At 71.7% G+C, this 22,293-nt stretch carries 18 protein-coding genes, 3 tRNA genes and 2 pseudogenes; 8 read left to right on the top strand and 15 right to left on the bottom strand.

Going from position 1 to position 22,293, the window contains the following annotated elements:
• Nucleotides 1–127 precede the first annotated feature (127 nt).
• Nucleotides 128–4,690 carry a hybrid sensor histidine kinase/response regulator gene (locus tag HUV60_RS16400; RefSeq protein WP_257850558.1) on the bottom strand — a complete coding sequence of 1,521 codons (4,563 nt, stop codon included), beginning with the start codon at nt 4,688–4,690 and terminating at the stop codon, nt 128–130.
• Between the two features lie 400 nt (nt 4,691–5,090).
• Here HUV60_RS16400 and HUV60_RS16395 point away from each other — a divergent pair.
• A tRNA-Ser gene (locus tag HUV60_RS16395) sits at nt 5,091–5,181 on the top strand.
• 188 nt (nt 5,182–5,369) lie between these two features.
• Nucleotides 5,370–5,442: transfer RNA gene (locus HUV60_RS16390), tRNA-Arg, on the top strand.
• A gap of 67 nt (nt 5,443–5,509) precedes the next feature.
• Here HUV60_RS16390 and HUV60_RS16385 read toward each other — a convergent pair.
• Together HUV60_RS16385 and HUV60_RS16380 are read right to left on the bottom strand one after the other, a co-directional pair.
• On the bottom strand, nt 5,510–6,055 hold the full coding sequence (locus HUV60_RS16385; RefSeq protein WP_257850559.1) for a potassium channel family protein: 546 nt from the start codon (nt 6,053–6,055) through the stop codon (nt 5,510–5,512).
• Nucleotides 6,056–6,083: 28 nt separating this feature from the next.
• Nucleotides 6,084–6,515, bottom strand: coding sequence for a DUF7144 family membrane protein (locus HUV60_RS16380; RefSeq protein ID WP_257850560.1), 432 nt, complete (start codon nt 6,513–6,515; stop codon nt 6,084–6,086).
• Nucleotides 6,516–6,681: 166 nt separating this feature from the next.
• Between HUV60_RS16380 and HUV60_RS16375 the strand changes: the two are divergent.
• Nucleotides 6,682–7,002: pseudogene (locus HUV60_RS16375) on the top strand (DUF2797 domain-containing protein); the annotation flags it as partial.
• Between the two features lie 282 nt (nt 7,003–7,284).
• Here HUV60_RS16375 and HUV60_RS16370 read toward each other — a convergent pair.
• Nucleotides 7,285–7,533 (bottom strand): hypothetical protein, encoded by a 249-nt coding sequence (locus HUV60_RS16370; RefSeq protein WP_257850561.1) that lies wholly within the window; start codon nt 7,531–7,533, stop codon nt 7,285–7,287.
• Between the two features lie 47 nt (nt 7,534–7,580).
• On the opposite strand from HUV60_RS16370, the gene HUV60_RS16365 reads away from it, so the two are divergent.
• The 4 genes from HUV60_RS16365 to HUV60_RS16350 are packed head-to-tail and all read left to right on the top strand — an operon-like array spanning nt 7,581 to nt 13,925.
• Nucleotides 7,581–8,321, top strand: a complete 741-nt coding sequence (locus HUV60_RS16365) for a response regulator transcription factor (protein WP_257850562.1) — start codon at nt 7,581–7,583, stop codon at nt 8,319–8,321.
• The gene (locus tag HUV60_RS16360) at nt 8,318–9,943 is read left to right on the top strand and encodes a sensor histidine kinase (RefSeq protein ID WP_257850563.1); all 1,626 of its coding nucleotides are present in this window, start codon (nt 8,318–8,320) and stop codon (nt 9,941–9,943) included. Before HUV60_RS16365 ends, HUV60_RS16360 begins: the two co-directional genes overlap by 4 nt.
• 50 nt (nt 9,944–9,993) lie before the next feature.
• Complete coding sequence (locus HUV60_RS16355) at nt 9,994–11,673, top strand: glycosyltransferase (RefSeq protein ID WP_257850564.1); 1,680 nt, start codon at nt 9,994–9,996, stop codon at nt 11,671–11,673.
• A complete protein-coding gene (locus tag HUV60_RS16350; RefSeq protein ID WP_257850565.1) occupies nt 11,670–13,925 on the top strand; it encodes an ArnT family glycosyltransferase in 2,256 nt (751 codons plus the stop codon). The genes HUV60_RS16355 and HUV60_RS16350 overlap by 4 nt, the downstream gene beginning before the upstream one ends.
• 64 nt (nt 13,926–13,989) lie before the next feature.
• Here HUV60_RS16350 and HUV60_RS16345 read toward each other — a convergent pair whose 3' ends face one another.
• The 3 genes and pseudogenes from HUV60_RS16345 to HUV60_RS16335 form a co-directional block, all read right to left on the bottom strand.
• Nucleotides 13,990–14,460 (bottom strand): PPOX class F420-dependent oxidoreductase, encoded by a 471-nt coding sequence (locus HUV60_RS16345; protein WP_257850566.1) that lies wholly within the window; start codon nt 14,458–14,460, stop codon nt 13,990–13,992.
• A gap of 237 nt (nt 14,461–14,697) precedes the next feature.
• A pseudogene (locus HUV60_RS16340) lies at nt 14,698–16,359 on the bottom strand (MDR family MFS transporter); the annotation flags it as partial.
• A 21-nt stretch (nt 16,360–16,380) separates the two neighbouring features.
• The gene (locus tag HUV60_RS16335; RefSeq protein WP_257850568.1) at nt 16,381–16,905 is read right to left on the bottom strand and encodes a MarR family winged helix-turn-helix transcriptional regulator; all 525 of its coding nucleotides are present in this window, start codon (nt 16,903–16,905) and stop codon (nt 16,381–16,383) included.
• A 267-nt stretch (nt 16,906–17,172) separates the two neighbouring features.
• On the opposite strand from HUV60_RS16335, the gene HUV60_RS16330 reads away from it, so the two are divergent.
• Nucleotides 17,173–17,370, top strand: coding sequence for a hypothetical protein (locus HUV60_RS16330; protein WP_257850569.1), 198 nt, complete (start codon nt 17,173–17,175; stop codon nt 17,368–17,370).
• Between the two features lie 153 nt (nt 17,371–17,523).
• Here HUV60_RS16330 and HUV60_RS16325 read toward each other — a convergent pair whose 3' ends face one another.
• From HUV60_RS16325 to HUV60_RS16290, 8 genes are all read right to left on the bottom strand, one after another.
• Nucleotides 17,524–18,471, bottom strand: a complete 948-nt coding sequence (locus tag HUV60_RS16325) for an RNA polymerase sigma factor SigF (protein ID WP_257850570.1) — start codon at nt 18,469–18,471, stop codon at nt 17,524–17,526.
• 245 nt (nt 18,472–18,716) lie between these two features.
• The gene (locus HUV60_RS16320) at nt 18,717–19,646 is read right to left on the bottom strand and encodes an RNA polymerase sigma factor SigF (RefSeq protein ID WP_257851675.1); all 930 of its coding nucleotides are present in this window, start codon (nt 19,644–19,646) and stop codon (nt 18,717–18,719) included.
• Between the two features lie 162 nt (nt 19,647–19,808).
• Nucleotides 19,809–20,102 (bottom strand): Dabb family protein, encoded by a 294-nt coding sequence (locus tag HUV60_RS16315; RefSeq protein ID WP_257850571.1) that lies wholly within the window; start codon nt 20,100–20,102, stop codon nt 19,809–19,811.
• Nucleotides 20,099–20,278, bottom strand: a complete 180-nt coding sequence (locus HUV60_RS16310) for a hypothetical protein (RefSeq protein ID WP_257851676.1) — start codon at nt 20,276–20,278, stop codon at nt 20,099–20,101. The genes HUV60_RS16315 and HUV60_RS16310 overlap by 4 nt, the downstream gene beginning before the upstream one ends.
• Before the next feature lie 124 nt (nt 20,279–20,402).
• Nucleotides 20,403–20,487, bottom strand: a tRNA-Ser gene (locus tag HUV60_RS16305).
• A 66-nt stretch (nt 20,488–20,553) separates the two neighbouring features.
• Complete coding sequence (gene tadA / locus HUV60_RS16300) at nt 20,554–20,985, bottom strand: tRNA adenosine(34) deaminase TadA (RefSeq protein ID WP_257851677.1); 432 nt, start codon at nt 20,983–20,985, stop codon at nt 20,554–20,556.
• Between the two features lie 47 nt (nt 20,986–21,032).
• Complete coding sequence (locus tag HUV60_RS16295) at nt 21,033–21,572, bottom strand: tRNA adenosine deaminase-associated protein (RefSeq protein WP_257850572.1); 540 nt, start codon at nt 21,570–21,572, stop codon at nt 21,033–21,035.
• Nucleotides 21,573–21,946: 374 nt separating this feature from the next.
• On the bottom strand, nt 21,947–22,243 hold the full coding sequence (locus HUV60_RS16290) for a hypothetical protein (protein ID WP_257851797.1): 297 nt from the start codon (nt 22,241–22,243) through the stop codon (nt 21,947–21,949).
• Nucleotides 22,244–22,293: the final 50 nt, after the last annotated feature.

The following is a 22,293-nucleotide window of genomic DNA, read 5'->3' as shown; positions in this document are numbered from 1 at the left end:
GGCGCGCGCCGGACGCACTGTGAAGCGCCCCGCATGCGCCGGTCGACCACCGGGCCGACGTGCGCGGGGCCGCGTCGGCATACGCCCGGAGGCAAGGCGCGGCACCCCCGGTACGGACCGGCGTGCCTCAGTTGGTGCCGATGCGGGCCAGCAGGTCGACGATCCTGTCCTGCACCTCGTCGCTCGTGGAGCGTTCCGCGAGGAACAGCACCGTCTCGCCGGAGGCCAGCCGAGGCAGGTCCCCCTGGTCGACGGTGGCGGTGTAGACGACGAGCGGGGTGCGGGTGAGCTGCCCGTTCGCCCGCAGCCAGTCGACGATCCCGGCCTGCTGACGGCGTACCTGCATCAGGTCCATCACCACCAGGTTCGGCCGGAACTGCCCCGCCAGCGCCACCGCGTCCGCGTCGCCCGCGGCCCGCGCGACCTGCATGCCGCGCCGCTCCAGCGTTCCGGTCAGCGCGAGCGCGATCTCCGCGTGCTCCTCGATCAGCAGCACCCGCGGCGGATGCTGCTCGCTGTCCCGCGGCGCGAGGGCCTTCAGCAGTACCGCGGGATCGGCGCCGTAGGCGGCGTCGCGCGAGGCCTGCCCCAGTCCGGCCGTGACGAGCACCGGTACGTCGGCGGCCACCGCCGCCGTCCGCAGCGACTGGAGCGCCGTACGGGTGATCGGCCCGGTCAGCGGGTCCACGAACAGCGCGGCGGGGAACGCCGCGATCTGGGCGTCGACCTCCTCACGCGAGTGCACGATCACCGGCCGGTAGCCGCGGTCGCTCAGCGCCTGCTGTGTGGCGACGTCCGGCGCGGGCCACACCAGCAGCCGACGCGGGTTGTCCAAGGGCTCAGGCGGCAGTTCGTCGTCCATCGGCTGCGGACGAGGGAGGTCCGCCACCTCGACGGCCCCGCCCGGACCGTCCAGCGGCTCGGGCCCCTCGGCCGCGTCCGCGTCCGGTGCTCCTATGGCGTACGAGCGTCCCGTGCCCTCGGTCGTGGGTGCGAGCCGCGACTGGCCCGGCTGGCCCGGTTGACCGGCGATCGAGTGCTGCGGCTGGGTCTGTGACGGGGGCTGCGGGGGCGGTGTCTGCGCGGGCGCCTGGGCGCGGGCGGGGGTCTGGGGCACTGCCTGGGCCTGCCGCTGGGTGGGGGCGGAGCCGGTCGCCGGGTACGGGTGCGCGCTCTGCTCCTGGCCCGCGGCCGGCTCGGGGCGTGTACCGAGCTTGCGGCGGCGGCCCGAGCCGCCCGGCTGATGCGGGGGCGGCGTGGCCGACGGCAGCGGCTGCTGGACCTGGGCGGCCTGCCGGGTGAACGGCACGCCCTGCCCCAGCGTGCGCACACTGAACGCACGCCCCTGGGTCGAGTTCGGGTCCACCGGCACCGACGGTGCCGCCGTTTCGACGGGGAGCGGCTGAGCGGTCCGTTGCGCGGGCGTCGCGCTCTCGGGAGGCAGCGGGGCGGCCGGCGCGGGCGTCGGCGCCGGCATGCCGTTCGGCGGTACGGGAGTTCCGGCGCCGGAGGTGTCACCGGGGGCGGGCCACGGAGGCCGCGCGGACGGGTCGCCCTGCGGAGGAGTTCCTTGCCCAGGCGCGGCCTCGGCCGGCAGCGGCTGGGCCACGGAGGCGGGCTGCTCCGCGGCCGGAGCGACGGGCTGCGCCTGTCCCTGCGCCGAGGGCTGTTCCCGGGCAGCGGGCGGTAGCGCTGTCGGCTGGGGCAACGGCTGTCCGGCGGAAGCCGCCTGGAGCTGATCGTGGGATGCCTGCCCCGGCGCCTGTGCCTGCGGCAGCTGTCCCGGGACGGCGGCCATGTGCCCCTGCACCGTGATGTCCTGCGGCGGAGCGCCCGACGGAAGGGCCGCTCCCTGCGGTGCAGCACCCTGCACCGGCGCGACCGGTACGGGAACCGGCTGAGCGGGACCTCCGGCCGGGCCCCCCGGGGCCTGAACCGGAACCCCCGATGCCGGAGCCTGAGCGGCCTGCGCCGGCGAAGGCGCCGTGCCCTGCTCGGCGGGCTGGGCGGCGGCCCGTCGGCGGCGGCCCGTCGGGGCGCTGGTGGGGTGCGGCTGCGGAGGAGTGTGATCGTCAGACTGGTCGTGAGGGGCGGCGTCATGGCGCCCCCCGTCGATCGGCGCGGCCCCGGAAGCAGCCGGTCCGGGCGCCGTCACGGGAACCGGGCCCTGTGCCGGCCCCTGCGCCGGGCTCTGCCCGACCACGTCGACGGCCCCGGCCTGTTCCCCCTGGTCCGGCTCGGCGGGCGGCAGGGCGAACACCGTACGGGGCGCGGCCTCCTGCGCCGCCGCCCGCTCGGTCGCCGCCGCCAGCACACGCCGGCGTCGCCCGGCTGCCTGAGCCTGTTGCCCTTCCCCCTGGTCAGGCCCCTGCCCCTGGGAGACACCGGCCGTTCCGTCCCCGCCGCCCACCGCGGGCAACGCGGGCGGCAGGGCGTGCTGCTCACCGGAGGCCTGCCGGGCACGCTGCCCCCCGGCGGGGACGGGCACGCCCTGCGGCGGTACGGTCCCGCCCAGCCCGGTGTTCGAGGCGGCGGACCCCGCCGCGTACTCGGCGGCCGTGACAACGGCCCCCTCGGACACACCGGACCCGGAGCCGATCGCACCGGCCGGGCCGACGACCCCACCCGCACCCGGGCCGACGGCGGCAGCAGCGGCCTCCGAGCCCTCGGCCGGCCGACCGCGTCGCCGTCCGGTCCCGCCGGACGCCTGAGCCGGAACCTGTACGGGCTGTACGGGCTCCGCGGACGCCCGGCGCCTGCGCCGGCCGGTGGGTGCCGTGGCGTCCGTACCGGCGCCGGAGTCGTCGTCGGCCCCCGGCACCTTGCTGTCCAGGAACGCGTCCACCGAGGACCGCCGGGCCCTCCGCCGTCCGCCACCGGAACCCCGCTGACCGCCCGCGGCAGCCTCCTCGGCCGGAGCCGCGCCTGGCGCGGCTCCGGGCACCGGTGCCACGCCCTGCCCCTCGGCCGCGGGTGCTCCAGCGGGCAGAGCGAGCTGAGCGGGCGCCTGGCCTGCGGCGACCACACCCGCACCGGCCCCGATGGGCACCTCGAGGACGAACGCGCTGCCGCTCATCCCCGGTACCTCGTGCGTCTGCAGCACACCGCCGTGCGCCCGTACGATCCCGCGCACGATCGGTTCGTGCACCGGGTCGCCGCCGCTGTACGGCCCGCGCACCTCGATGCGTACGACCTCGCCGCGCTGTGCCGCCGCGACCACGACCGTGTTGTCCAGATAACCGCCCGCCGACACGGGAGTGTTGCCGGTGGCGTCGACGCCCGCGACATCCGCGACGAGGTGGGCGAGGGCGGTGGCGAGCAGGTGCGCGTCGACCTCGGCCTCGATGGGCGGCGCGTGCACGGCGAACTGCACCCGGCCGGGCCCGATGAGTTCCACGGCCCCGTCGACACCGGCGGCGACGACGGCGTCGAGCATCACCTTCGTACGGGTGATCTTCTCTGTTCCGGAGTCGAGCCGCTGGAAGCCGAGGACGTTGTCGATGAGAGTGGTGATCCGGGAGTAGCCGGCCGACAGGTGGTGGAGCACCTGGTTGGCCTCGGGCCACAGCTGTCCGGCGTCGTCGGCGGCCAGCGCGGTCAGGTCGCGGCGGAGTTCCTCCAGCGGGCTCCTGAGTGACTGCCCGAGCAGCGTCAGCAACTGCTCGTGCCGGCCGGTGAGGGCCTCGAAGCGGTCCTTCTCCCGCTCGCCGAGCGCGGCGTACCGCTCCTCGTTCGCGGCGAGTTCCTCGGTGTGGGCCTCCTGCAGTTCCTCCAGCTCGCGGACGTGGTTCTGGCGCAGGGCGGTGAGCTCGGAGGCGTGCTCCTCGTCGAGCCGCTCCAGTTCCTCGGCGTGCTGCCGCTCGGTCTCTTCCTTCTCCTTGACGAGCGTGTCGTACGGACGCCGGTCGGTGAAGGTCATGACGGCGCCGACGAGCTGGTCGCCGTCGCGTACCGGCGCGGTCGTCAGGTCGACTGACACCCTGTCGCCGCTCTTGGAGTACAGCACCTGCCCGCGCACCCGGTGCTTGCGTCCGGAGCGCAGGGTGTCGGCGAGCGGGGACTCGCCGTACGGGAAGGGGGAGCCGTCGGCGCGCGAGTGCAGGATGAGGGTGTGCAGCTCACGTCCGCCGAGGTCGCTGGCGCGGTAGCCCAGCATCTGGGCGGCGGCCGGATTGACGAGGACGATCCGCCCGTCGGTGTCCGTGCCGACGACGCCCTCGGCGGCGGCCCGCAGGATCATCTCGGTCTGCCGTTGCGAACGCGCCAGTTCGGCCTCGGTGTCCACGGTGCCGGACAGATCGCGTACGACGAGCATCAGCAGTTCGTCGCCGGCGTAGCCGTAATTGTCGTAGGCCTGTTGGCCGGTCTCCAGATTCGCACTGGTGACCTCGACCGGGAACTCGGTCCCGTCGGTCCGCCGGGCGACCATCCGCGTCGGCTTGGTGCGGGCCCGCGGGTCGATGTGGTCGGGCCGGCGCATGGAGCCGGGGATGAGCTTGGAGTCGAACTCCGGCAGCAGGTCGAGCAGCCCGCGCCCCACCAGCGCCGTGCCCGGGGTCTCGAAGGCCTCGAGGGCGATGGTGTTGGCGTTGACGACCGTTCCGTTGGCGTTGACCAGCACCAAGGCGTCCGGAAGTGCGTCCAGTATGGCTGCGAGGCGAGCAGTGCCTCGGGATGGCCTGCTGCTCACGAGGCGCTTCCTTCCTGTTCCGCTGCGTGCCGACCGTCCGGGCCATCTTGCCAACCGGCCCCCGACGTGTCACGCGAGGGAGTCTAAGGGCTGGGGTTGCTCTCGCGACGCCGGATGAGACCGAGGTCGCACGTAACGTAACGTGAAGGTGACGTAACGCTTCCGCCGCCCGTCACCGGCCACGGCCCGTCCCGCCGCACCCCGAACCGTTGCGGGACCTCCACGCGGTTCGGCCTGCCCGCATACGGTGACGACGCGCCCGCCGTGCGCCTGCCGGAAGAGCTTTGCTCTGCGGCCGTCGCGCCTAGTACCGTGGGGGGCGATTGGTGACACCACGCACGACTGTGTCATCATCGGCACGCACCACATGAACCGCGCTCGCGCGAGGGATGGTGTGCACGGAGGCGTCGCCTAGTCCGGTCTATGGCGCCGCACTGCTAATGCGGTTTGGGCCTTAAAGCCCATCGAGGGTTCAAATCCCTCCGCCTCCGCACCGATTGCGAAGCCCCGGCCCGCCTGGCCGGGGCTTCGTTGTATATCGGTCCGAACCGCTGTTCCCCCAGGTCACAAGGGGTGGGCCAAACGGATTTCACATGGCGGTGGCGGTCATGTAATGTTCTTCCTGTCGCCGCGAGCGAGCCCGCAGAGGGCTGGGAGCGGCGAGGAAACTGAAAAACGCGCACTCGTAGCTTAACGGATAGAGCATCTGACTACGGATCAGAAGGTTGCAGGTTCGAATCCTGCCGAGTGCACAGAGACAAGAGCCCCGCCGGTCGAACCGGCGGGGCTCTTGCGTGCCGGAAAAGGGACCGGGCGGGATCAGGATTTGTGCCGGTGATCGGTTCTGTGGCGGAGGAGCGTGGTGTGGAGCTGGCGGCTCAGGGCTGTGGCGGCCGCGGTGAGGAAGATGAAGGTGTAGAGGATCTGGAGGATGGCGACCAGACGGGCCGCCTGGCCGTGGGGGGTGATGTCGCCGTAGCCGATGGTGGCCAGGGTGACCAGCGTGAAGTAGAGGGCGTCCAGGCGGGTGGCGAGGCCGACGAGTTCGCCGGGGTGCTGGGCCAGGGCCTGGTAGGCCGTCGCGAAGACCAGGATGGACAGGCACATCAGCAGGGGGATGACCAGTCCGGGCCGGGCGTGTGGGTGGTCGAGCAGGACGTGGCCGATCTGCTGGAGCAGAAGGGCGGCGATGAGACCCAGTGCCAGGCCGAAGAGGGTCCAGCTCAGAACGGGCTGGCGGGGGCCCAGGCGGTCGAGGGGGAGCAGGAAGTAGGCGGTGACCAGAACGGTCGCGCCGGCCGTCTGGGCGAGTCGGCGCCACACGCTGCTCGATGCCGTGGCGGGTTTCTTCTCGCTGCTTTCCATGGGGCGGGGGGAGGCCGGGGTGGTGTTCCTAGGTCTGGGGCGTCGTCTCGCGGCGTGGTGAGCACAGGGCCCAGATGATGAAGCCGTCGATGACGATGAGGACGATCGACCAGACCGGCGCGTAGGGCAGCCACACGAAGTTGGCGAGCATGCTCAGGCCGGCCAGTGCGACGCCTGTGACGCGGGCCCAGACCGCCCCGCTGAACAGGGCGAGCCCGGCGGCCAGGACGAGGGCGCCGAGGATCAGGTGCACCCAGCCCCAGCCGGTCAGGCTGAACGCGTAGGTGAAGTTGCTGGTGGTCACGAAGACGTCGTCCTCGGCGATGGCCGCGATCCCCTGGAAGATCGCCATGATCCCGCCGAAGGTCATCAGCACCGCCGCGGCCGCTGTCCAGCTCGTCGCCCAGGCGCTGCGCGGCTCCCAGCCTGCCCGGTGTGTTCCGCCGACATTGCTTGCCATGTGCTCGCCCTTCCGGCTGTCCCCGAGCGGTCTGTCCCCGAGTGGGCGCCGAGGTGCACGGCGCCTCCTCCAGGTTTGCACCACGGGGGGCACTCGGCACCTCGGTGTGGACGGGCAGGGAGTGGACGCGGGGCGTTGTCAGTGCCCGCCCCTACTCTCGTCGGAGATGGCACGGGTATGGAGATGCTCGGGGCTGCGCTGGTCGGCGGACGGTCTCGTGCTGGTGTGGGAGGGCGGGCGGCGTACCGCGTTGACCTGGGGAAACGAGTGGCCTTCGCGGTCGAGGAAGGGGGCGTACGGACATGTGGCGGGGCGCGGGGGCACGCGTGTCCGCTCGGTGCGGGTGGTGCCGGCGCGGAAGTGCGGGGGGCGCACTCCGTGGCCGTACCGGGTGTATCTGGCGTGGTTCGGACCGGGGATGGTCAAGGCGGGGATCACCGGGGTGACCCGGGGCCCGGCGCGGCTGCTGGAACAGGGCGCGGTCTGCTCGTTCGGTCCCGCCGTACGGGGGGACCCGGGGGGCGGCCACGGGTGATCGTGGGGGTACGGGTGATCACCTCACGGCGGCGGAGTCGGTGTCGGCGGCGGGCTCGGCCGCTGCTTCGGAATCCGTCGAGGTGCGGCGGTTCGGGGAGGGGCCCGGTCTTCCCGGTCTTCCCGGGCTGGTCGACGTGCACACGCACTTCATGCCGGAGCGGGTGCTGCGCAGGGTGTGGGCCTACTTCGACGCGCTCGGACCGTTGACCGGCGGGGTCGAGTGGCCGATCACCTACCGGCAGCAGGAGAGCGAACGGGCCGATCCGCTGAGGGAGTTCGGGGTACGCGCCTTCACGGCCATGCTCTGTCCGCACAAGTCCGGCATGGCGCGGTGGCTGAACGGCTGGGCGGTCGGCTTCGCCCGCCGTACGCCCGGCTGCCTGCACACCTCGCCGGCCTCGGCGACAAGGCCGGCCTCGCCGACAGCACCGGCCGAAACGCGCGCCACCCCGTCGCGCACCGGGATTCTCAGGGAAAACACAGACTTACGAAAGGGCCCTCTCAGAGGTCCCCGCGAGGTTGTGGAGCATGACCACGACCTCGCCCCAGGGGCGCACCGAACTGCTGAGGCCGGACGGGAGCCCCGTCCGCGTGCTTGTGGTGGACGACGAGCAGTCGATCACCGAACTCCTTTCCATGGCCCTGCGCTACGAGGGCTGGCAGATCCGCAGCGAGGGGGACGGTCAGGGCGCCGTCCGGGCCGCGCGCGAGTTCCGGCCCGATGCCGTCGTCCTGGACATGATGCTGCCGGACATGGACGGGCTGGCCGTGCTTGGGCGGCTGCGCCGCGAGCACCAGGACGTGCCCGTCCTGTTCCTCACCGCCAAGGACACGGTAGAGGACCGTATCGCGGGCCTGACCGCCGGCGGCGACGACTACGTGACCAAGCCGTTCAGCCTGGAGGAGGTCGTCGCGCGGCTGCGCGGGCTGATCCGGCGCTCCGGCGCTGCCGACCGCCGGTCCGAGTCCCTGCTGGTCGTCGGCGACCTCACGCTGGACGAGGACAGTCACGACGTGACCCGGGGCGGGGTGGGCATCCACCTCACCGCCACCGAGTTCGAACTTCTGCGTTACCTGATGCGCAACCCGCGCCGTGTGCTCAGCAAGGCGCAGATCCTCGACCGGGTGTGGTCCTACGACTTCGGCGGGCAGGCGAACGTCGTCGAGCTGTACATCTCGTATCTGCGCCGGAAGATCGACGCCGGCCGGGAGCCGATGATCCACACCCGGCGCGGTGCCGGGTACCTGATCAAGCCCGCGGTGTCGTGAGCGGACGGCGACGGCCGCGTCCACGGCGGAGAGCGGGCACACCGCGCACGCTCCGGACCCGGCTCGTCGTCGCGTCCGTGGTGCTGATCGCCATGGTGTGCACGGTCATTGGCACGGTGACGACGCTGGCCCTGCGCTCGCATCTGTACGAGCAGCTGGACGGGCAGTTGCACGAGGTGGCGATGCGTGCCGTCGGCGGGCCCGACGACGGCCGGCCGTGGCCCCAGCACCTGGACGACCAGGATCCGCTCGAATTCGTCGTGACCGGCCCGCAGGGCATCGGCACCATCGGTGCGACGGTCGAGGACGACCGGGTGACTGACGGGACCGTCAGCAACTCCAAGGAGGAGAACGGGTTCACGACGCCCGAGGCCGAGCCGCTCACCGACGCCCAGCTCGCCGCGCTCGCCGCCGTCCCCCGCGACGAGAAGCCGCACACCGCACAGATCCCCGGGCTGGGCGAGTACCGCGTGGAGTACCTGGGTGGCCGGAAGGGCGTGTTCTACGTCGCGCTGCCGACCGAGAACACCGACGACACCATCAGCACCCTCCTCCTGGTCGAGGTGAGTGTCACCGGCGCCGGGCTGGTGGCGGCGGGAATCGCGGGGTTCGTCCTCGTAGGCGTCGCGACCGGTCCGCTGCGCAGGGTCGCCGCCACCGCCACCCGTGTCTCCGAACTGCCGCTGCACCACGGCGAGGTGACCCTCGAGGAACGGGTCCCGGAGGCCGAGTGCGATCCGCACACCGAGGTCGGCCGGGTCGGCGCAGCCCTGAACAGGATGCTCGACCACGTCCACGGCGCGCTGTACGCCCGGCAGGCGAGCGAGACGCGGGTACGGCAGTTCGTCGCGGACGCCAGCCATGAGCTGCGTACGCCCCTGGCCTCCATCCGGGGCTACGCGGAACTCACCCGGCGGGGACGGGAAAAGGTCGGCCCCGACACCCGGCACGCGCTGCGGCGGATCGAGTCCGAGGCGGGCCGGATGACCCTGCTCGTCGAGGACCTGCTGCTGCTCGCCCGCCTGGACGCCGGGCGCCCCCTGCAGTTTGAGGAGACCGACCTGGTACCGCTCGTCGTGGACACCGTCAGCGACGCCCGCGTGGCCGGCGCGGACCACCACTGGCGGCTGGAGCTGCCCGACGAACCCGCCACCGCGCACGCCGACGCGGCCCGCCTCCAGCAGGTGCTCGTCAACCTGCTCGGCAACGCCCGCACCCACACGCCGCCGGGCACCACCGTGACCGCGAGGGTGCTGCTCCACGGTCCCTGGCTGTACGTGGAGGTGGAGGACAACGGGCCCGGCATCCCGCCGGCGCTGCTTCCGCACGTCTTCGAACGGTTCGCGCGCGGAGACGCGGCGCGCACCCGCTCGGGCGGCTCGGCCTCCGTGGTCTCTCCGGCCGGTGGTTCGACCGGTCTGGGGCTGGCCATCGTGCAGGCCGTCGCGACCGCGCACGGCGGTGCGGTGACCGTCCGGAGCGTGCCGGGGCGGACGGTGTTCACGCTCCGGCTGCCCGCCCTCGCACCGCTCTCCCCGCTCGCACCGCAGCCGGCGCCCGCGTCCTACGCGTCCCCGTACCCCCACGTGTCTGCGTCCCAGGCTCCGTACTCACAGGTGTAGCACAGCCTCAACACACGGTCAGAACAGGGGACTTGAGAAGAGTTGGTGTCATGCGAACCGACTTTTTCTCCGACAGCGGGCCGGCGTGGGAGCACCTGCCGGCCCGGGAGCACCTCCCGGTCGAGGGAGCAGCCACGCCGGTCCTGGACGTAGTGATCCCCGTCTACAACGAGGAGAAGGACCTCCAGCCGTGCGTCCGCAGACTGCACGGGCACCTCACCCGCACCTTCCCCTACGCGTTCCGCATCACGATCGCGGACAACGCCTCCACGGACACCACCGCACAGGTGGCGGCGGGGCTGGCGGAGCGGATCGCGGAGGTGAGGGCCTTCCGGCTGGAGCACAAGGGGCGGGGCCGGGCCCTGCGGGCCGTCTGGTCGGCCTCGGACGCACCCGTCCTCGCCTACATGGACGTGGACCTCTCCACCGACCTGAACGCCCTGCTGCCGTTGGTCGCCCCGCTGATCTCCGGTCACTCGGACCTCGCCGTCGGCTCCCGGCTGAGCCGGAGTTCGCGGGTCGTGCGGGGTGCCAAGCGTGAGTTCATCAGCCGTTCGTACAACCTGATCCTGCGGGGTTCGCTCCAGGCCCGCTTCTCCGACGCGCAGTGCGGGTTCAAGGCGATCCGCCGGGACGTCGCCCAGGTGCTGCTCCCGCTGGTGGAGGACAGCGGCTGGTTCTTCGACACCGAACTGCTGGTGCTCGCCGAGCGCGCGGGGCTGCGGATCCACGAGGTACCGGTCGACTGGGTCGACGACCCCGACTCGACCGTGCACATCGTCCGGACGGCGACCGACGACCTCAAGGGCGTGTGGCGGGTCGGCAGGGCGCTGGCCACCGGTTCACTGCCGCTGGACCGGCTGGCCAGGCCCTTCGGCGACGACCCGCGCGACCGCGAACTGACGGGCGTACCGAGAGGGCTGGCACGGCAGCTGGTCGGCTTCTGCACCGTCGGCGTGCTGTCCACCCTGCTCTACCTGCTGCTCTACAGCGGCTTCCGGAGCTTCACCGGTTCCCAGACCGCCAACGGGCTCGCCCTGCTGGTCTCGGCGGTCGCCAACACGGCTGCCAACCGCCGACTGACCTTCGGGGTGCGGGGGCGCGGCGGCGTGGTGCGGCATCAGGCGCAGGGGCTGGTGGTCTTCGGTATCGGCCTCCTGCTGACCGCCGGCTCGCTCGCCGCGCTCGACGCCGCGGCCGGCGATCCCGCCCACTCCACCGAACTGGCGGTCCTCATCGCCGCCAACCTCGCCGCGACGGTGCTGCGGTTCCTGCTGTTCCGGGCATGGGTGTTCCCGGACCGCGCCCCCCATGCCCTCCGTCACCACGGCGACATCGCGCCGCAGGTCCGGGCCTCCGGCACCTCCGACACCTTCGGCACCTCCGGCACCTCCGACACCTTCGGCACCTCCGACACCTTCGGCACCTCCGACACCTTCGGCACCTCCGACACCTTCGGCACCTCCGACACCTTCGGCACCTCCGACACCTTCGGCACCTCCGACACCTTCGGCACCTCCGACACCTTCGGCACCTCCGACACCTTCGGCACCTCCGACACCTCCGACACCTCCGACACCGACCGCTCCTGGCGGGACGCGACCATGCGGCTCCCGCCGGCGTGCCCGCCCTACGTGCCCCGCGCCACCCGCGCCACCCGCGCCACCCGCGCCTCCCGCGCCTCCCGCGCGTCCGGCCCGGCCGACACCGACCCGAGGAACCCTCGATGACCACGCAGTCCGATCAGACGAGTCCCGGGGCGAGTCCCGGGGCTGACCCCGCCCCCTGGGGACCACCCCGGTCGGCCTCCCGCCCTGCTCCTGCCCCCGCGGCGGGTGAACCGCGGCAGCCGCTCTCCAGGAGACTGTGGCGCGGCGGGTCCGAGGATCCCCACTGGGCGCGCCCGGCCTTCCTCGGCCTGCTGCTGGCGACCGGGCTGCTGTACCTGTACAACCTGAGCGCGTCCGGATACGCCAACTCCTTCTACTCGGCGGCCGTGCAGGCGGGTAGCGAGTCGTGGAAGGCGTTCTTCTTCGGCTCGCTGGACGCGGCGAACGCCATCACCGTGGACAAGCCCCCGGCCTCGCTGTGGCCGATGGAGCTCTCGGTGCGGCTCTTCGGCCTGAACTCCTGGGCGATCCTCGTGCCCGAGGTGCTGATGGGCGTCGGCACGGTCGCCGTCGTGTACGCGTCCGTGCGTCGCCGTTTCGGTCCGGCCGCCGGTCTGATCGCGGGCACCGTACTGGCGCTGACGCCGGTCGCCGCGCTGATGTTCCGGTTCAACAACCCCGACGCCATGCTGGCGCTGCTGATGTCCCTCGCCTGCTACCTCGTCGTCCGGGCCCTGGAGGACGGCCGTACGAAGTGGCTGGTGTGGGCCGGTGCCGCGATCGGCTTCGCGTTCCTGGCGAAGACGCTGCAGGCCTTCCTCATCCTCCCGGCCCTCGCGCTCGTCTACGGCGTCTGCGCCCCGGTGAAGCTGAGGAAGCGGCTGGTGCAGCTGGCATGGGCGGCCCTCGCGCTGGTCGTCTCCGGCGGCTGGTGGGTGGCGGTCGTCGAACTGTGGCCCGCGTCCTTTCGCCCGTACGTCGGCGGCTCGCAGAACAACAGCTTCCTGGAGCTGACCTTCGGCTACAACGGTCTCGGGCGGCTCAACGGCGAGGAGACGGGCAGTGTCGCCGGTGGTGGCGCCGGTGGGCCCGGCGGTGGTGCCGGGGGCGGGCAGTGGGGTGAGACCGGCTGGGACCGGATGTTCAACTCCTCGATCGGCGGCCAGATCTCCTGGCTGCTGCCCGCCGCGCTGATCCTGCTGGTCGCGGGGCTGGTTCTCACCCGCAGGGCCGGGCGGACCGACCCGGCGCGCGGCTCGTTCCTGGTCTGGGGCGGCTCGCTGCTGATGACGACCGCCGTCTTCAGCTACATGGCCGGCATTTTCCACGAGTACTACACGGTGGCCCTCGCGCCGTACGTCGCGGCACTGGTCGGCATGGGCTCGGTCGCCCTGTGGGAGAGGCGCCGTTCGGTTCCTGCGTCCCTCGCCCTCGCGGCCGCCGCGACGGCCACCGCCGCCTGGGGGTACGTCCTGCTCGCCCGCACGCCCGATTACCTGCCCTGGCTGAAGTGGCTGGTTCTGGTCGGCGGGCTGGCCGCGGCACTCGGACTGGTCTTCGTGGGCCGGCTCGGCCGCCGCCCGGCGCTCGCGGTGGCCGGGTCGGCGCTGGTGGTGGCGCTGGCCGGTCCGACGGCGTACACGCTGAGCACGGTGCAGGAAGGGCACACAGGTTCCCTCGTCACGGCGGGTCCGGCGGGCGCGAGCACAGGCGGCAGGGGTGGCCAGGGCGGGGGTGACGGTCCTGGCGGAGGCGGCGGCTTCCCCGGCGGGGGAGGTCAGGGCCGGCAGAACCAGCAGGGCCAGGCCCCGCCCGGGGGCGGCACCGACGGCAACGGCGGCAATGGCGGCAATGGCGGCTTCCCCGGCGGCGGACCGATGGGCCAGGACGGCCAAAGGGGCCGGAACCAGCAGGGCGGTATCGGCGGCAGCGCCGAGAACGGCATGCCGGGCGGCGGTGGCGGCGGCACGGGCGGACTGCTCGGCGGCGCGAGTGTCGACCCCGAGGCCGGGGAACTGCTGGAGACCGACGCCGAGGACTACACCTGGGTCGCCGCCGCGATCGGCGCCCAGAACGCCGCGAGCTACCAACTCGCCACCGGCGAACCCGTGATGGCGATCGGCGGCTTCAACGGCACCGACCCGTCGCCGTCCCTTGCCCAGTTCCAGCAGTACGTGACGGAAGGCAAGATCCACTACTTCGTCGCCGGCGGTGGCGTGGGCGGCGGTATGGGCAGAGGCACGGGCGAGGGCGACGGCTCCGGTGACTCCAGCACCTCTTCGCAGATCACGTCCTGGGTGGAGGAGAACTTCAAGGAGGTGACGGCAGGCTCGGCCACCTTCTACGACCTCACCCGGAAGGCCGACGGCTGACGCCGCTCAGCGGGCGCAGGCAAGCAGGCGAAGGGCGGTGGCACCGGGAGCCACCGCCCTTTCGCTATTCCCCCTCGGCCAGCCGTGCAGGGAAACCGCCCGTCGCCACCGGGCCCCACCGCTCCGGGGTGATCCGGATGATCGACTTGCCCTGCTCGACCATGGCCGCCCGGTACTCGTCCCAGTCGGGGTGCTCACCGGCGATGTTCCGGTAGTACTCCACGAGCGGCTCCACCGACTCGGGCGTGTCGACGACCTCGGCGGTGCCGTCGACCTGTACCCAGGGCCCGTTCCAGTCGTCACTGAGGACGATCAGGCTCACGCGGGTGTCCCTCTTGGCGTTGCGGGTCTTGGCGCGCTCGGGGTAGGTGGAGAGCACGATCCGGCCGGAGTCGTCGACCCCGCAGGTCAGCGGCGACCCCTGAGGACTTCCGTCGGCCCGCCGGGTCAGCAGGATCGCGCGGTGCCGGGGCCGTACGAAGTCCAGCAACTCGTCGAGGGAGACGCGGGTGTTCGTCGCGATGTTCGGTGCCATGGCGCCAGCCTAGGGCCGGCGGGTTCCCTCCACCCGCGGCGAAGAAGAACGGCCCGCGGCGGGGCGCGCCTCCGCTGAGAGCGCGCCGGCCGCCGCGGACCGGGGCCGTGGGGACCGTGCGGTCCCGGATTATTTGCCGGAGCCGGAGCCGGAGCCGGAGCCGGAGCCGGAGCCGGACCGGCTCGGGACGTTCGCGGCGTCGGCGTCGGCGTCGGCGTCGGCACCGGTGTCGGCCTCTGCCGCCCCGCCGGTGGTCCCGCCCGTCGTCCCGGCAGCCACCGGAACCGGCACGGCGGAGAGCGACCCGGCGGCCTGGGCCAGCGCGCCCGAGGTCCGCAGCGGGACCTCCTTGATGAACAGCGTCACCAGCAAGGAGAGGAAGGCGATCGGGGCGACGTAGAGGAAGATGTCGGCGATGCCGTGGCCGTAGGCGCTCTCCAGCCAGGTGCGGATGCCGTCGGGCAGCAGGTCCATGTCCGGCAGTGCGCCGGAGCCGGCCGACCTGGCGGCGGCGGCCTGCTCCTGCGGGCTCAGCGAGCCGATGGTGTCCTGGGCGTAGTGGCTGATCCGGGTCGACATGACCGAGCCGAGCACCGAGACGCCCACCGCGCCGCCGAGCGACCGGAAGAAGGTGACGACGGAACTGGCGGCTCCGAGGTCGCTCGGATCGACCTGGTTCTGCGTGCACAGCACCAGGTTCTGCATCATCATGCCGACGCCGAGTCCCATGATCGCCATGAAGACGCCGATGTGCCAGTACGGGGTGTCGTGGCGTATGGAGCTCAGCAGCCCCAGAGCGGCGGTCAGCAGCGCGCCGCCGACGACGAGCCAGGCCTTCCACTTGCCGGTCCGAGTGATGATCAGACCGGAGGCGGTCGAGGAGACGAACAGACCGCCGATCATCGGGATGGTCAGCACACCCGACATGGTCGGGGACTCGTTCCGAGCCAGCTGGAAGAACTGGCTGAAGTAGATGGTTCCGGCGAACATCGCGATACCGACGAACAGCGAGGCGGCCGAGGCCAGCGTGATGGTGCGGTTGCGGAACAGCCGCAGCGGGATGATCGGCTCGGCGGCCTTCGCCTCGACGAACAGGAAGACCAGGGCGAGCAGCAGCGCACCGCCGACCATCGTGTATGTCTGCCAGGACACCCAGGCGAACTTGTCGTCGGCGAAGGTGACCCAGATGAGCAGCAGGCTGACGGCCGCGGTGATGAAGAAGGCGCCGAGCCAGTCGACCTTCACCCTGCGCCTGGTCTCCGGCAGCTTCAGGGTCTTCTGCAGCACGACCAGGGCGATCAGCGCGAACGGCACACCGACGTACAGGCACCAGCGCCAGCCGAGCCACGAGGTGTCGGTGATCACGCCGCCGATCAGCGGGCCGCCCACGGTCGCGACGGCGAAGGTCGAGCCCAGGTAGCCGGAGTAGCGGCCGCGCTCCCGGGGGGAGATCATCGCGGCCATGATGATCTGGGCCAGCGCGGTCAGACCACCGGCGCCGAGACCCTGGATGACCCGGGCGGTGATCAGCATGCCGGGGTTCTGCGCCGTGCCGGCGACCACGGAGCCCACGATGAAGATGACCAGGGCCGTCTGGACCAGCGTCTTCTTGCTGATCAGGTCGGCCAGCTTGCCCCACAGGGGGGTGGACGCCGTCATCGACAGCAGCGCCGCCGTCACGACCCAGGTGTAGGCGCTCTGGCCGCCGCCGAGGTCGGTGATGATCTCGGGCAGGGCGTTGGAGACGATGGTGGAGGACAGGATCGCTGCGAACATGCCGAGCAGCAGGCCCGACAGCGCCTCCAGGATCTGCCGGTGGGACATCGGAGCGCCGTTTCCGGAGGAGTCTCCCCCGTGCCCGGCCCGAGCCCGCACACCGGTCGGTGTGGTCGTTGCCATGGACTTCCTTCTCCTACTCGTTTACGGGTGTACGGGTGCAGGGGCGGTCTCGGTGTCCTGCGGGGCGCGAGGCGCCGGTGGTGCGGGGCTCGGCGGTGGTGTCGCACGGGGCGTGGGTCGGCAGTCGCTGAAGCTGTCCCGAAGCCGGGACATGAGCTGGGCGAGCAGGCCGATCTCGTCGTCGGACCAGTCGTCCAGGCGCTCGGCGAGCAGCTGGGTGGCCTGTCGGAACAACGCGTCGAGCTGGTCTTGGCCCGCCGGGGTCAGGCGCAGGATGCGGGAGCGCTTGTCGGCCGGGTCGGGGGAGCGCTCGATCCAGCCGCGCTCGGCCACATGGGTGACATGGCGGCTGGTGACCGACAGATCGACGGCGAGCAGTTCGGCGAGCCTGCTCATACGCATGTCGCCGTGTCGGCCGATGGCCGTCAGCACGGCGGCGGAGCCGCTGTGGAAGTCGGCCGACATGTTCCGGCGCAGCTCCCGCTTCACCGTGCTGAAGGCACTGAGCTGCCGTACCAGCTCCTCGTACCGCGCCTGCTCGGCCATGACACCTCCCGTTCGTTGCTTAGGGCAACGGTAGAAGGGGATGGTTGCTGAAGGCACATAAAGAACGAGGTTCAAGTACCCAAAACTTGGCAAAGACACGCATGGTGAATCGTAAATGCGCAGGTGGGGCGGTTCGTCGGCCATTCCGCCCTACCGGCTTGGCGCTCCGGCCGCCATCGGGGCCGCTCCGTGCGGGCGCTCCGTGCGGGCGCCCGGGAGGCGCCCCCGCTTGGGGCCTGTGCGCGCGGTTCGCTAGTGTCTCGGGCCATGGCTAACTCCCAGGCCCCGCAGGGCAACCACGACCCCGCCGGCAGCACCCAGATGTTCCGCGCGTTCGTCGACGACGCCCCTCAGGGGCAGCAGGCCACCGCGACGAGCGGTGGCGGTCCGCGTATCGGTCTGATCGTCGGCGTCGTCGTCGCCGTGGCGATCGTCGCGGCCGTGGCCTGGCTGGCGCTGGGCTGACCCGGCGGCAGGACGCGCGGAGGCCGCCGTTGCGCCCGTGAGGGGCGCCCCGGCGGCCGCAGGTCCGGGCCGGTACCGGTAACCGGTGGCCGATGGAGCCCATGGGCCGATGTCCGATGGCGAGAGCCAGTGGCTACCGGCGGTCGGTGTGTCTCAGTCCGCGATGAGGCCCTCGCGCAGCTGGGCCAGGGTCCGGGTGAGCAGCCGGGAGACGTGCATCTGGGAGATGCCGACCTCCTCGCCGATCTGTGACTGCGTCATATTGGCGAAGAAGCGCAGCATGATGATCCGCCGTTCCCGGGGCGGCAGCTTGGCCAGCAGGGGCTTGAGCGACTCCCGGTACTCCACGCCCTCCAGCGCCATGTCCTCGTAACCGAGGCGGTCCGCGAGCGAGCCCTCGCCGCCGTCGTCCTCGGGCGCCGGGGAGTCCAGCGAGGACGCCGTGTACGCGTTGCCGACCGCGAGTCCGTCGACGACGTCTTCCTCGGACACGCCCAGGACCGCGGCGAGTTCGGCGACCGTCGGGGAGCGGTCGAGCTTCTGGGAGAGTTCGTCGCCGGCCTTCGTCAGCGCCAGGCGCAGTTCCTGCAGCCGGCGCGGCACCCGCACCGACCACGACGTGTCGCGGAAGAAGCGCTTGATCTCGCCGACCACCGTCGGCATCGCGAACGTCGGGAACTCCACGCCACGTTCGCAGTCGAAGCGGTCGATCGCCTTGATCAGCCCGATGGTGCCGACCTGGACGATGTCCTCCATCGGCTCGTTGCGCGAGCGGAAACGGGCCGCCGCGTACCGCACCAGTGGGAGGTTGAGCTCGATCAGGGTGTCCCGGACATAGCCGTGCTCCGGACTGTTCTCGTCGAGTGCGGCGAGCCGCAGGAACAGGGAACGGGACAGGGTGCGGGTGTCGATCGCCGCCGTGTCCGGAAGGACTGCCTCCGGAAGGACTGTCTCCGGAAGGACTGCCTCCGGAAGATCTGGAGCCGGCGCGGCCGCAAGGGCCGGAGCATCGTCGATGGGGCCGAGTACGTCGAGAGCATTGGGAGCTGTCTCGCTCTCCGTGAGCGTGAGCACCTTCGAGCTGCCCTGGTCTGCGGACATGCCACCCCCTTTGGGTCGCGGGACGGTCGCGGCCGACGCTCCCGTCCGAGGAACGCAGCCTTCACCTGAATACCGGAGCCGGGGCTTCGGCAAACGCGCTTCCGGCAGAATGTCACATGTCGGCAACGCGCTGTAGTGACATGTCGACATCGATTCCGTGAATCGGCCCTGGAAACAAGGGGTCTGGTGGTGTTTCAGGCCAGAAAGGCATGTAAGGGTACTGGTGAGCGATTCGCTCTCAGGGATTACGCATCGATCCTGTTTGCGGAACGCAGCCGCTGGAAACTGCGTGCGAGGAGCCGGGACACGTGCATCTGGGAGACGCCCAGTTCGGCGCTGATCTGCGACTGGGTGAGGTTGCTGTAGTACCGCAGCAGCAGGATCCGCTGTTCCCGCTCGGGGAGCTGGACGAGCAGATGCCGGACGAGGTCGCGGTGCTCGACACCGTCCAGTGCCGGGTCCTCGTAGCCGAGCCGGTCGAGGATCCCGGGGAGTCCGTCGCCCTCCTGTGCGGCCTCCAGGGAGGTGGCGTGGTACGACCGTCCGGCCTCGATGCAGGAGAGCACCTCCTCCTCGGTGATGCGCAGCCGTTCGGCGATCTCGGCGGTCGTCGGGGAGCGCCCGAAGGCGGTCGTGAGGTCCTCGGTCGCGCTGTTGACCTGCACCCACAGTTCGTGCAGCCGGCGCGGTACGTGGACGGTGCGGACGTTGTCGCGGAAGTACCGCTTGATCTCGCCGACCACCGTCGGCATCGCGAACGTCGGGAACTGCACGCCCCGCTCCGGGTCGAAGCGGTCGATGGCGTTGATGAGCCCGATGGTGCCGACCTGGACCACGTCCTCCATCGGCTCGTTGCGGGAGCGGAAGCGGGCGGCTGCGTAGCGCACGAGCGGCAGGTTGGCCTCGATGAGCGCGGCACGTACGCGGGTGTGCTCCGGCGTGCCCGGCTGAAGGTTCTTGAGCTGGCCGAAGAGCACCTGGGTCAGCGCCCGGGTGTCCGCCCCGCGTCGCTTGGCAGGGGACAGGGCGGCGGCGGACGGTGGAGTGTCGGGAGGGCCGGCGAGGGAGGCGGGAGGGGCGGCGGGCGTGGCCGGGGTGTCCGGGGACTGAGCCGAAGCCGGAGTCAGGGCGGACACCTGGTCCTGGGGCGGCGCAGTACTGGCCGACACGGTCAACGCCACCTCTTCATCGGTCAACTCATCCGTCAAAAGCAGTCATAGCATCACAAGACATGCTCACTGTGTGCAAGCACCGCATATTCCGTGTTGAGGGCGAGTGGTGCCGGGAATGCGGGAAAGCCCCCCGTCGTCGCGACGGAGGGCTGCTGGGGCGAAGGCTCAGAACTCGTAGTCGGCGATCACCCACGTGGCGAACTCGCGCCACAGGCCGACACCCGCCTGATGCTCCGGGTGCTCCACATACCGACGCAGCGCGCCGACGTCGTCGAACGCCGAGTTGATGGCGAAGTCGTAGGCGACGGGCCGGTCACTGATGTTCCAGGCGCACTCCCAGAAGCGGATCTCCGGGATCCTGCCCCCGAGCGAACGGAACACCTCCGCGCCCGCGACGACGCGCGGGTCGTCGCGCTCCACGCCCTGGTTCAGCCTGAACAGAACCAGGTGGCGGATCATCGGTCTCCTCCGCCGGCGAGCCATGTCATGAAGTCCCCGACGGCGGTCGCGGCGTCGGATATGCCCTCGAACGCTATCCGGACGTAGTCCGTCGCCTTGTCCGGATCCGTGATGACCACATACAGCGCGAAGACCGCGAGGACGTAGACGGCGACCCTCTTCGCGTTCACCGCCATCGCGGCCCTCCCCCTGTCGCTGCTGCGCACCGGTGTCACTGTTGTGTACCGGCGTCACCCCTGTATGCCGAGCGGGCCCATGATCGCACGAAGGGCCCCGTCTGATGACGAGGCCCTTCACCTGCGGTAGCGGAGGGATTTGAACCCTCGGTGACTTGCGCCACACTCGCTTTCGAGGCGAGCTCCTTCGGCCGCTCGGACACGCTACCGAGAGAGACCCTACAGCACGCGGCGCGGTGGTTTGAAATCGGTATTCGGGATGCGGCGGCTCTGCCTCAGCGGTCCCGGAAGAACGCTGTGAGCAGGTGCGCGCACTCCTCGAAGAGCACTCCTTCGACGACTTCGGGCCGGTGGTTGAGCCGCCGGTCGCGGACGACGTCCCAGAGGGAGCCGACCGCGCCCGCTTTCTCGTCCCGGGCGCCGTAGACGAGCCGGTCGACCCGGGACTGCTGGACGGCGCCCGCGCACATCGTGCAGGGTTCCAGCGTCACCACGAGGGTGCAGCCGCTCAGCCGCCACTGTCCGAGCGTCGCGGCGGCCCGCCGCAAAGCGAGCAGTTCCGCGTGCGCGGTGGGGTCGTGGCCGGCCTCGCGCTCGTTGTACCCGGAGGCCAGCACGGTGCTGCCGTCCGGCGCCAGGACGACCGCGCCGACGGGGACGTCCCCGCCCCGGGCGGCCCGCTCGGCCTCGGCCAGGGCGAGCCGCATCGCGGCCCGCCAGGGGGCGCGCACCGGATCGGGCGGGGTGGGCCCGGTCAGCGGACGGTCTCCAGGACCTCAGCGGCGCCCAGGACCTCGGCGATCGTGCCCAGGGCGTCCCCGGACAGCGAGCGCAGGTCCTTCTCGCTCACACCCAGGTCGTCCAGGACCAGGGCGTCGCCGACCGGCCCGTGCAGCACGGAATCGGCGGAACCGGTGTCCGCCGCAACGTCCTCGTCGGCTTCGTCGCCCGGTCCACCGTCCTCCGTGCCGTCGAGGTCGAGGGCGTCCAGGTCGGGGCCGTCGTTCCCCGGTTCCCGGCCGAGCAGCTCGTCGGTGAGCAGGATCTCGCCGTAGCTGCTGCGGGCGGCGGCCGCGGCGTCGGACACGTAGATACGAGGGTCGTCCTCCCCGTCCACGCGGACGACGCCGAACCAGCCGTCCTCCTGCTCGATCAGTACGAGCACCGTGTCCTCGTCCGGGGCGGCCTCCCGGGCCAGGTCGGCCAGATCGGACAGGGTCTCCACATCGTCGAGCTCCGTGTCGCTCGCTTCCCACCCGTCTTCGGTGCGCGCGAGCAGTGCGGCGAAGTACACCGTGACTCTCCCACTGGTCTCAGGTGCGCCGGTTGGGGATCCCCCCGGCGGAGGTGTGTGGGCGAGGAGTGCTCCACGAGCCCCGCCCACTCGGAATCGTGGCAGAAACAAGGCCGACAGGGGACGTCTTCGGCTCCCTGTGTCCGGCAGTTTTGACCCCGCGCCGCCGAGTGTTCCCCCGGAGCCTGCCCGGGACCCGTCGGTGCGCTCGCTGCCGTCACAGCGGATCGTACGCGGCTCGGACTGCGGTCCTCGTACGGCCACTCGGCAAACACCCGCATGGGCCGCGATCTTCCCGCAGCCGGGCCTGTTTCCGTCGGGTCCGCGGCGCCTCGCTCACCGGAGGCGCCCCGTTCCGGGACGCCATGGGACTCCTACCAGCGGAAGGTCCGCATGCGCATCGCGTGCCGCAGCCGGGCCGCCTTGGCGCGGCGCGGCTGGACCCGGTCACGCAGTTCTCTGGCCTCGGCGAGTTCGCGCAGAAACCGGGCGCGCCGCCGCCGCCGCTCGGCGTCGGTCTCGTCAGCCCCGGGCGGTCCGGTCATGCCGGGCACCCCGGCGACGCCGGACACCTCCGATGCGAGGTCGACGCGGCGCTCGCCGATCTCGCCGTGCAGGCCGCCGGGTGTCTCCCGTACCGACGGCTCGTTTCGGGAACTCCGCTCAGACATTGCCTCATCACCCCAGTCCGTCCCTGCCACTTTCCCCCGGACGAGCGTTT

It is taken from the genome of Streptomyces sp. KMM 9044 (genome assembly GCF_024701375.2).
GTDB lineage: Bacteria > Actinomycetota > Actinomycetes > Streptomycetales > Streptomycetaceae > Streptomyces.
Note: the sequence above shows the minus strand (reverse complement) of the source record. Positions and strands in the feature narration are given on the sequence as shown.

Excerpts from the sequence above, each read along its gene's own strand:
- HUV60_RS16330 (WP_257850569.1), top strand. The coding sequence starts at position 17,173 with ATGGCTAACTCCCAGGCCCCGCAGGGCAACCACGACCCCGCCGGCAGC.
- HUV60_RS16350 (WP_257850565.1), top strand. The coding sequence starts at position 11,670 with ATGACCACGCAGTCCGATCAGACGAGTCCCGGGGCGAGTCCCGGGGCT.
- HUV60_RS16315 (WP_257850571.1), bottom strand. The coding sequence starts at position 20,102 with ATGATCCGCCACCTGGTTCTGTTCAGGCTGAACCAGGGCGTGGAGCGC.
- HUV60_RS16335 (WP_257850568.1), bottom strand. The coding sequence starts at position 16,905 with ATGGCCGAGCAGGCGCGGTACGAGGAGCTGGTACGGCAGCTCAGTGCC.
- HUV60_RS16310 (WP_257851676.1), bottom strand. The coding sequence starts at position 20,278 with ATGGCGGTGAACGCGAAGAGGGTCGCCGTCTACGTCCTCGCGGTCTTC.
- HUV60_RS16365 (WP_257850562.1), top strand. The coding sequence starts at position 7,581 with ATGACCACGACCTCGCCCCAGGGGCGCACCGAACTGCTGAGGCCGGAC.
- HUV60_RS16385 (WP_257850559.1), bottom strand. The coding sequence starts at position 6,055 with ATGGAAAGCAGCGAGAAGAAACCCGCCACGGCATCGAGCAGCGTGTGG.
- tadA (WP_257851677.1), bottom strand. The coding sequence starts at position 20,985 with ATGCGGCTCGCCCTGGCCGAGGCCGAGCGGGCCGCCCGGGGCGGGGAC.
- HUV60_RS16290 (WP_257851797.1), bottom strand. The coding sequence starts at position 22,243 with ATGTCTGAGCGGAGTTCCCGAAACGAGCCGTCGGTACGGGAGACACCC.
- HUV60_RS16345 (WP_257850566.1), bottom strand. The coding sequence starts at position 14,460 with ATGGCACCGAACATCGCGACGAACACCCGCGTCTCCCTCGACGAGTTG.
- HUV60_RS16380 (WP_257850560.1), bottom strand. The coding sequence starts at position 6,515 with ATGGCAAGCAATGTCGGCGGAACACACCGGGCAGGCTGGGAGCCGCGC.
- HUV60_RS16325 (WP_257850570.1), bottom strand. The coding sequence starts at position 18,471 with ATGTCCGCAGACCAGGGCAGCTCGAAGGTGCTCACGCTCACGGAGAGC.
- HUV60_RS16355 (WP_257850564.1), top strand. The coding sequence starts at position 9,994 with ATGCGAACCGACTTTTTCTCCGACAGCGGGCCGGCGTGGGAGCACCTG.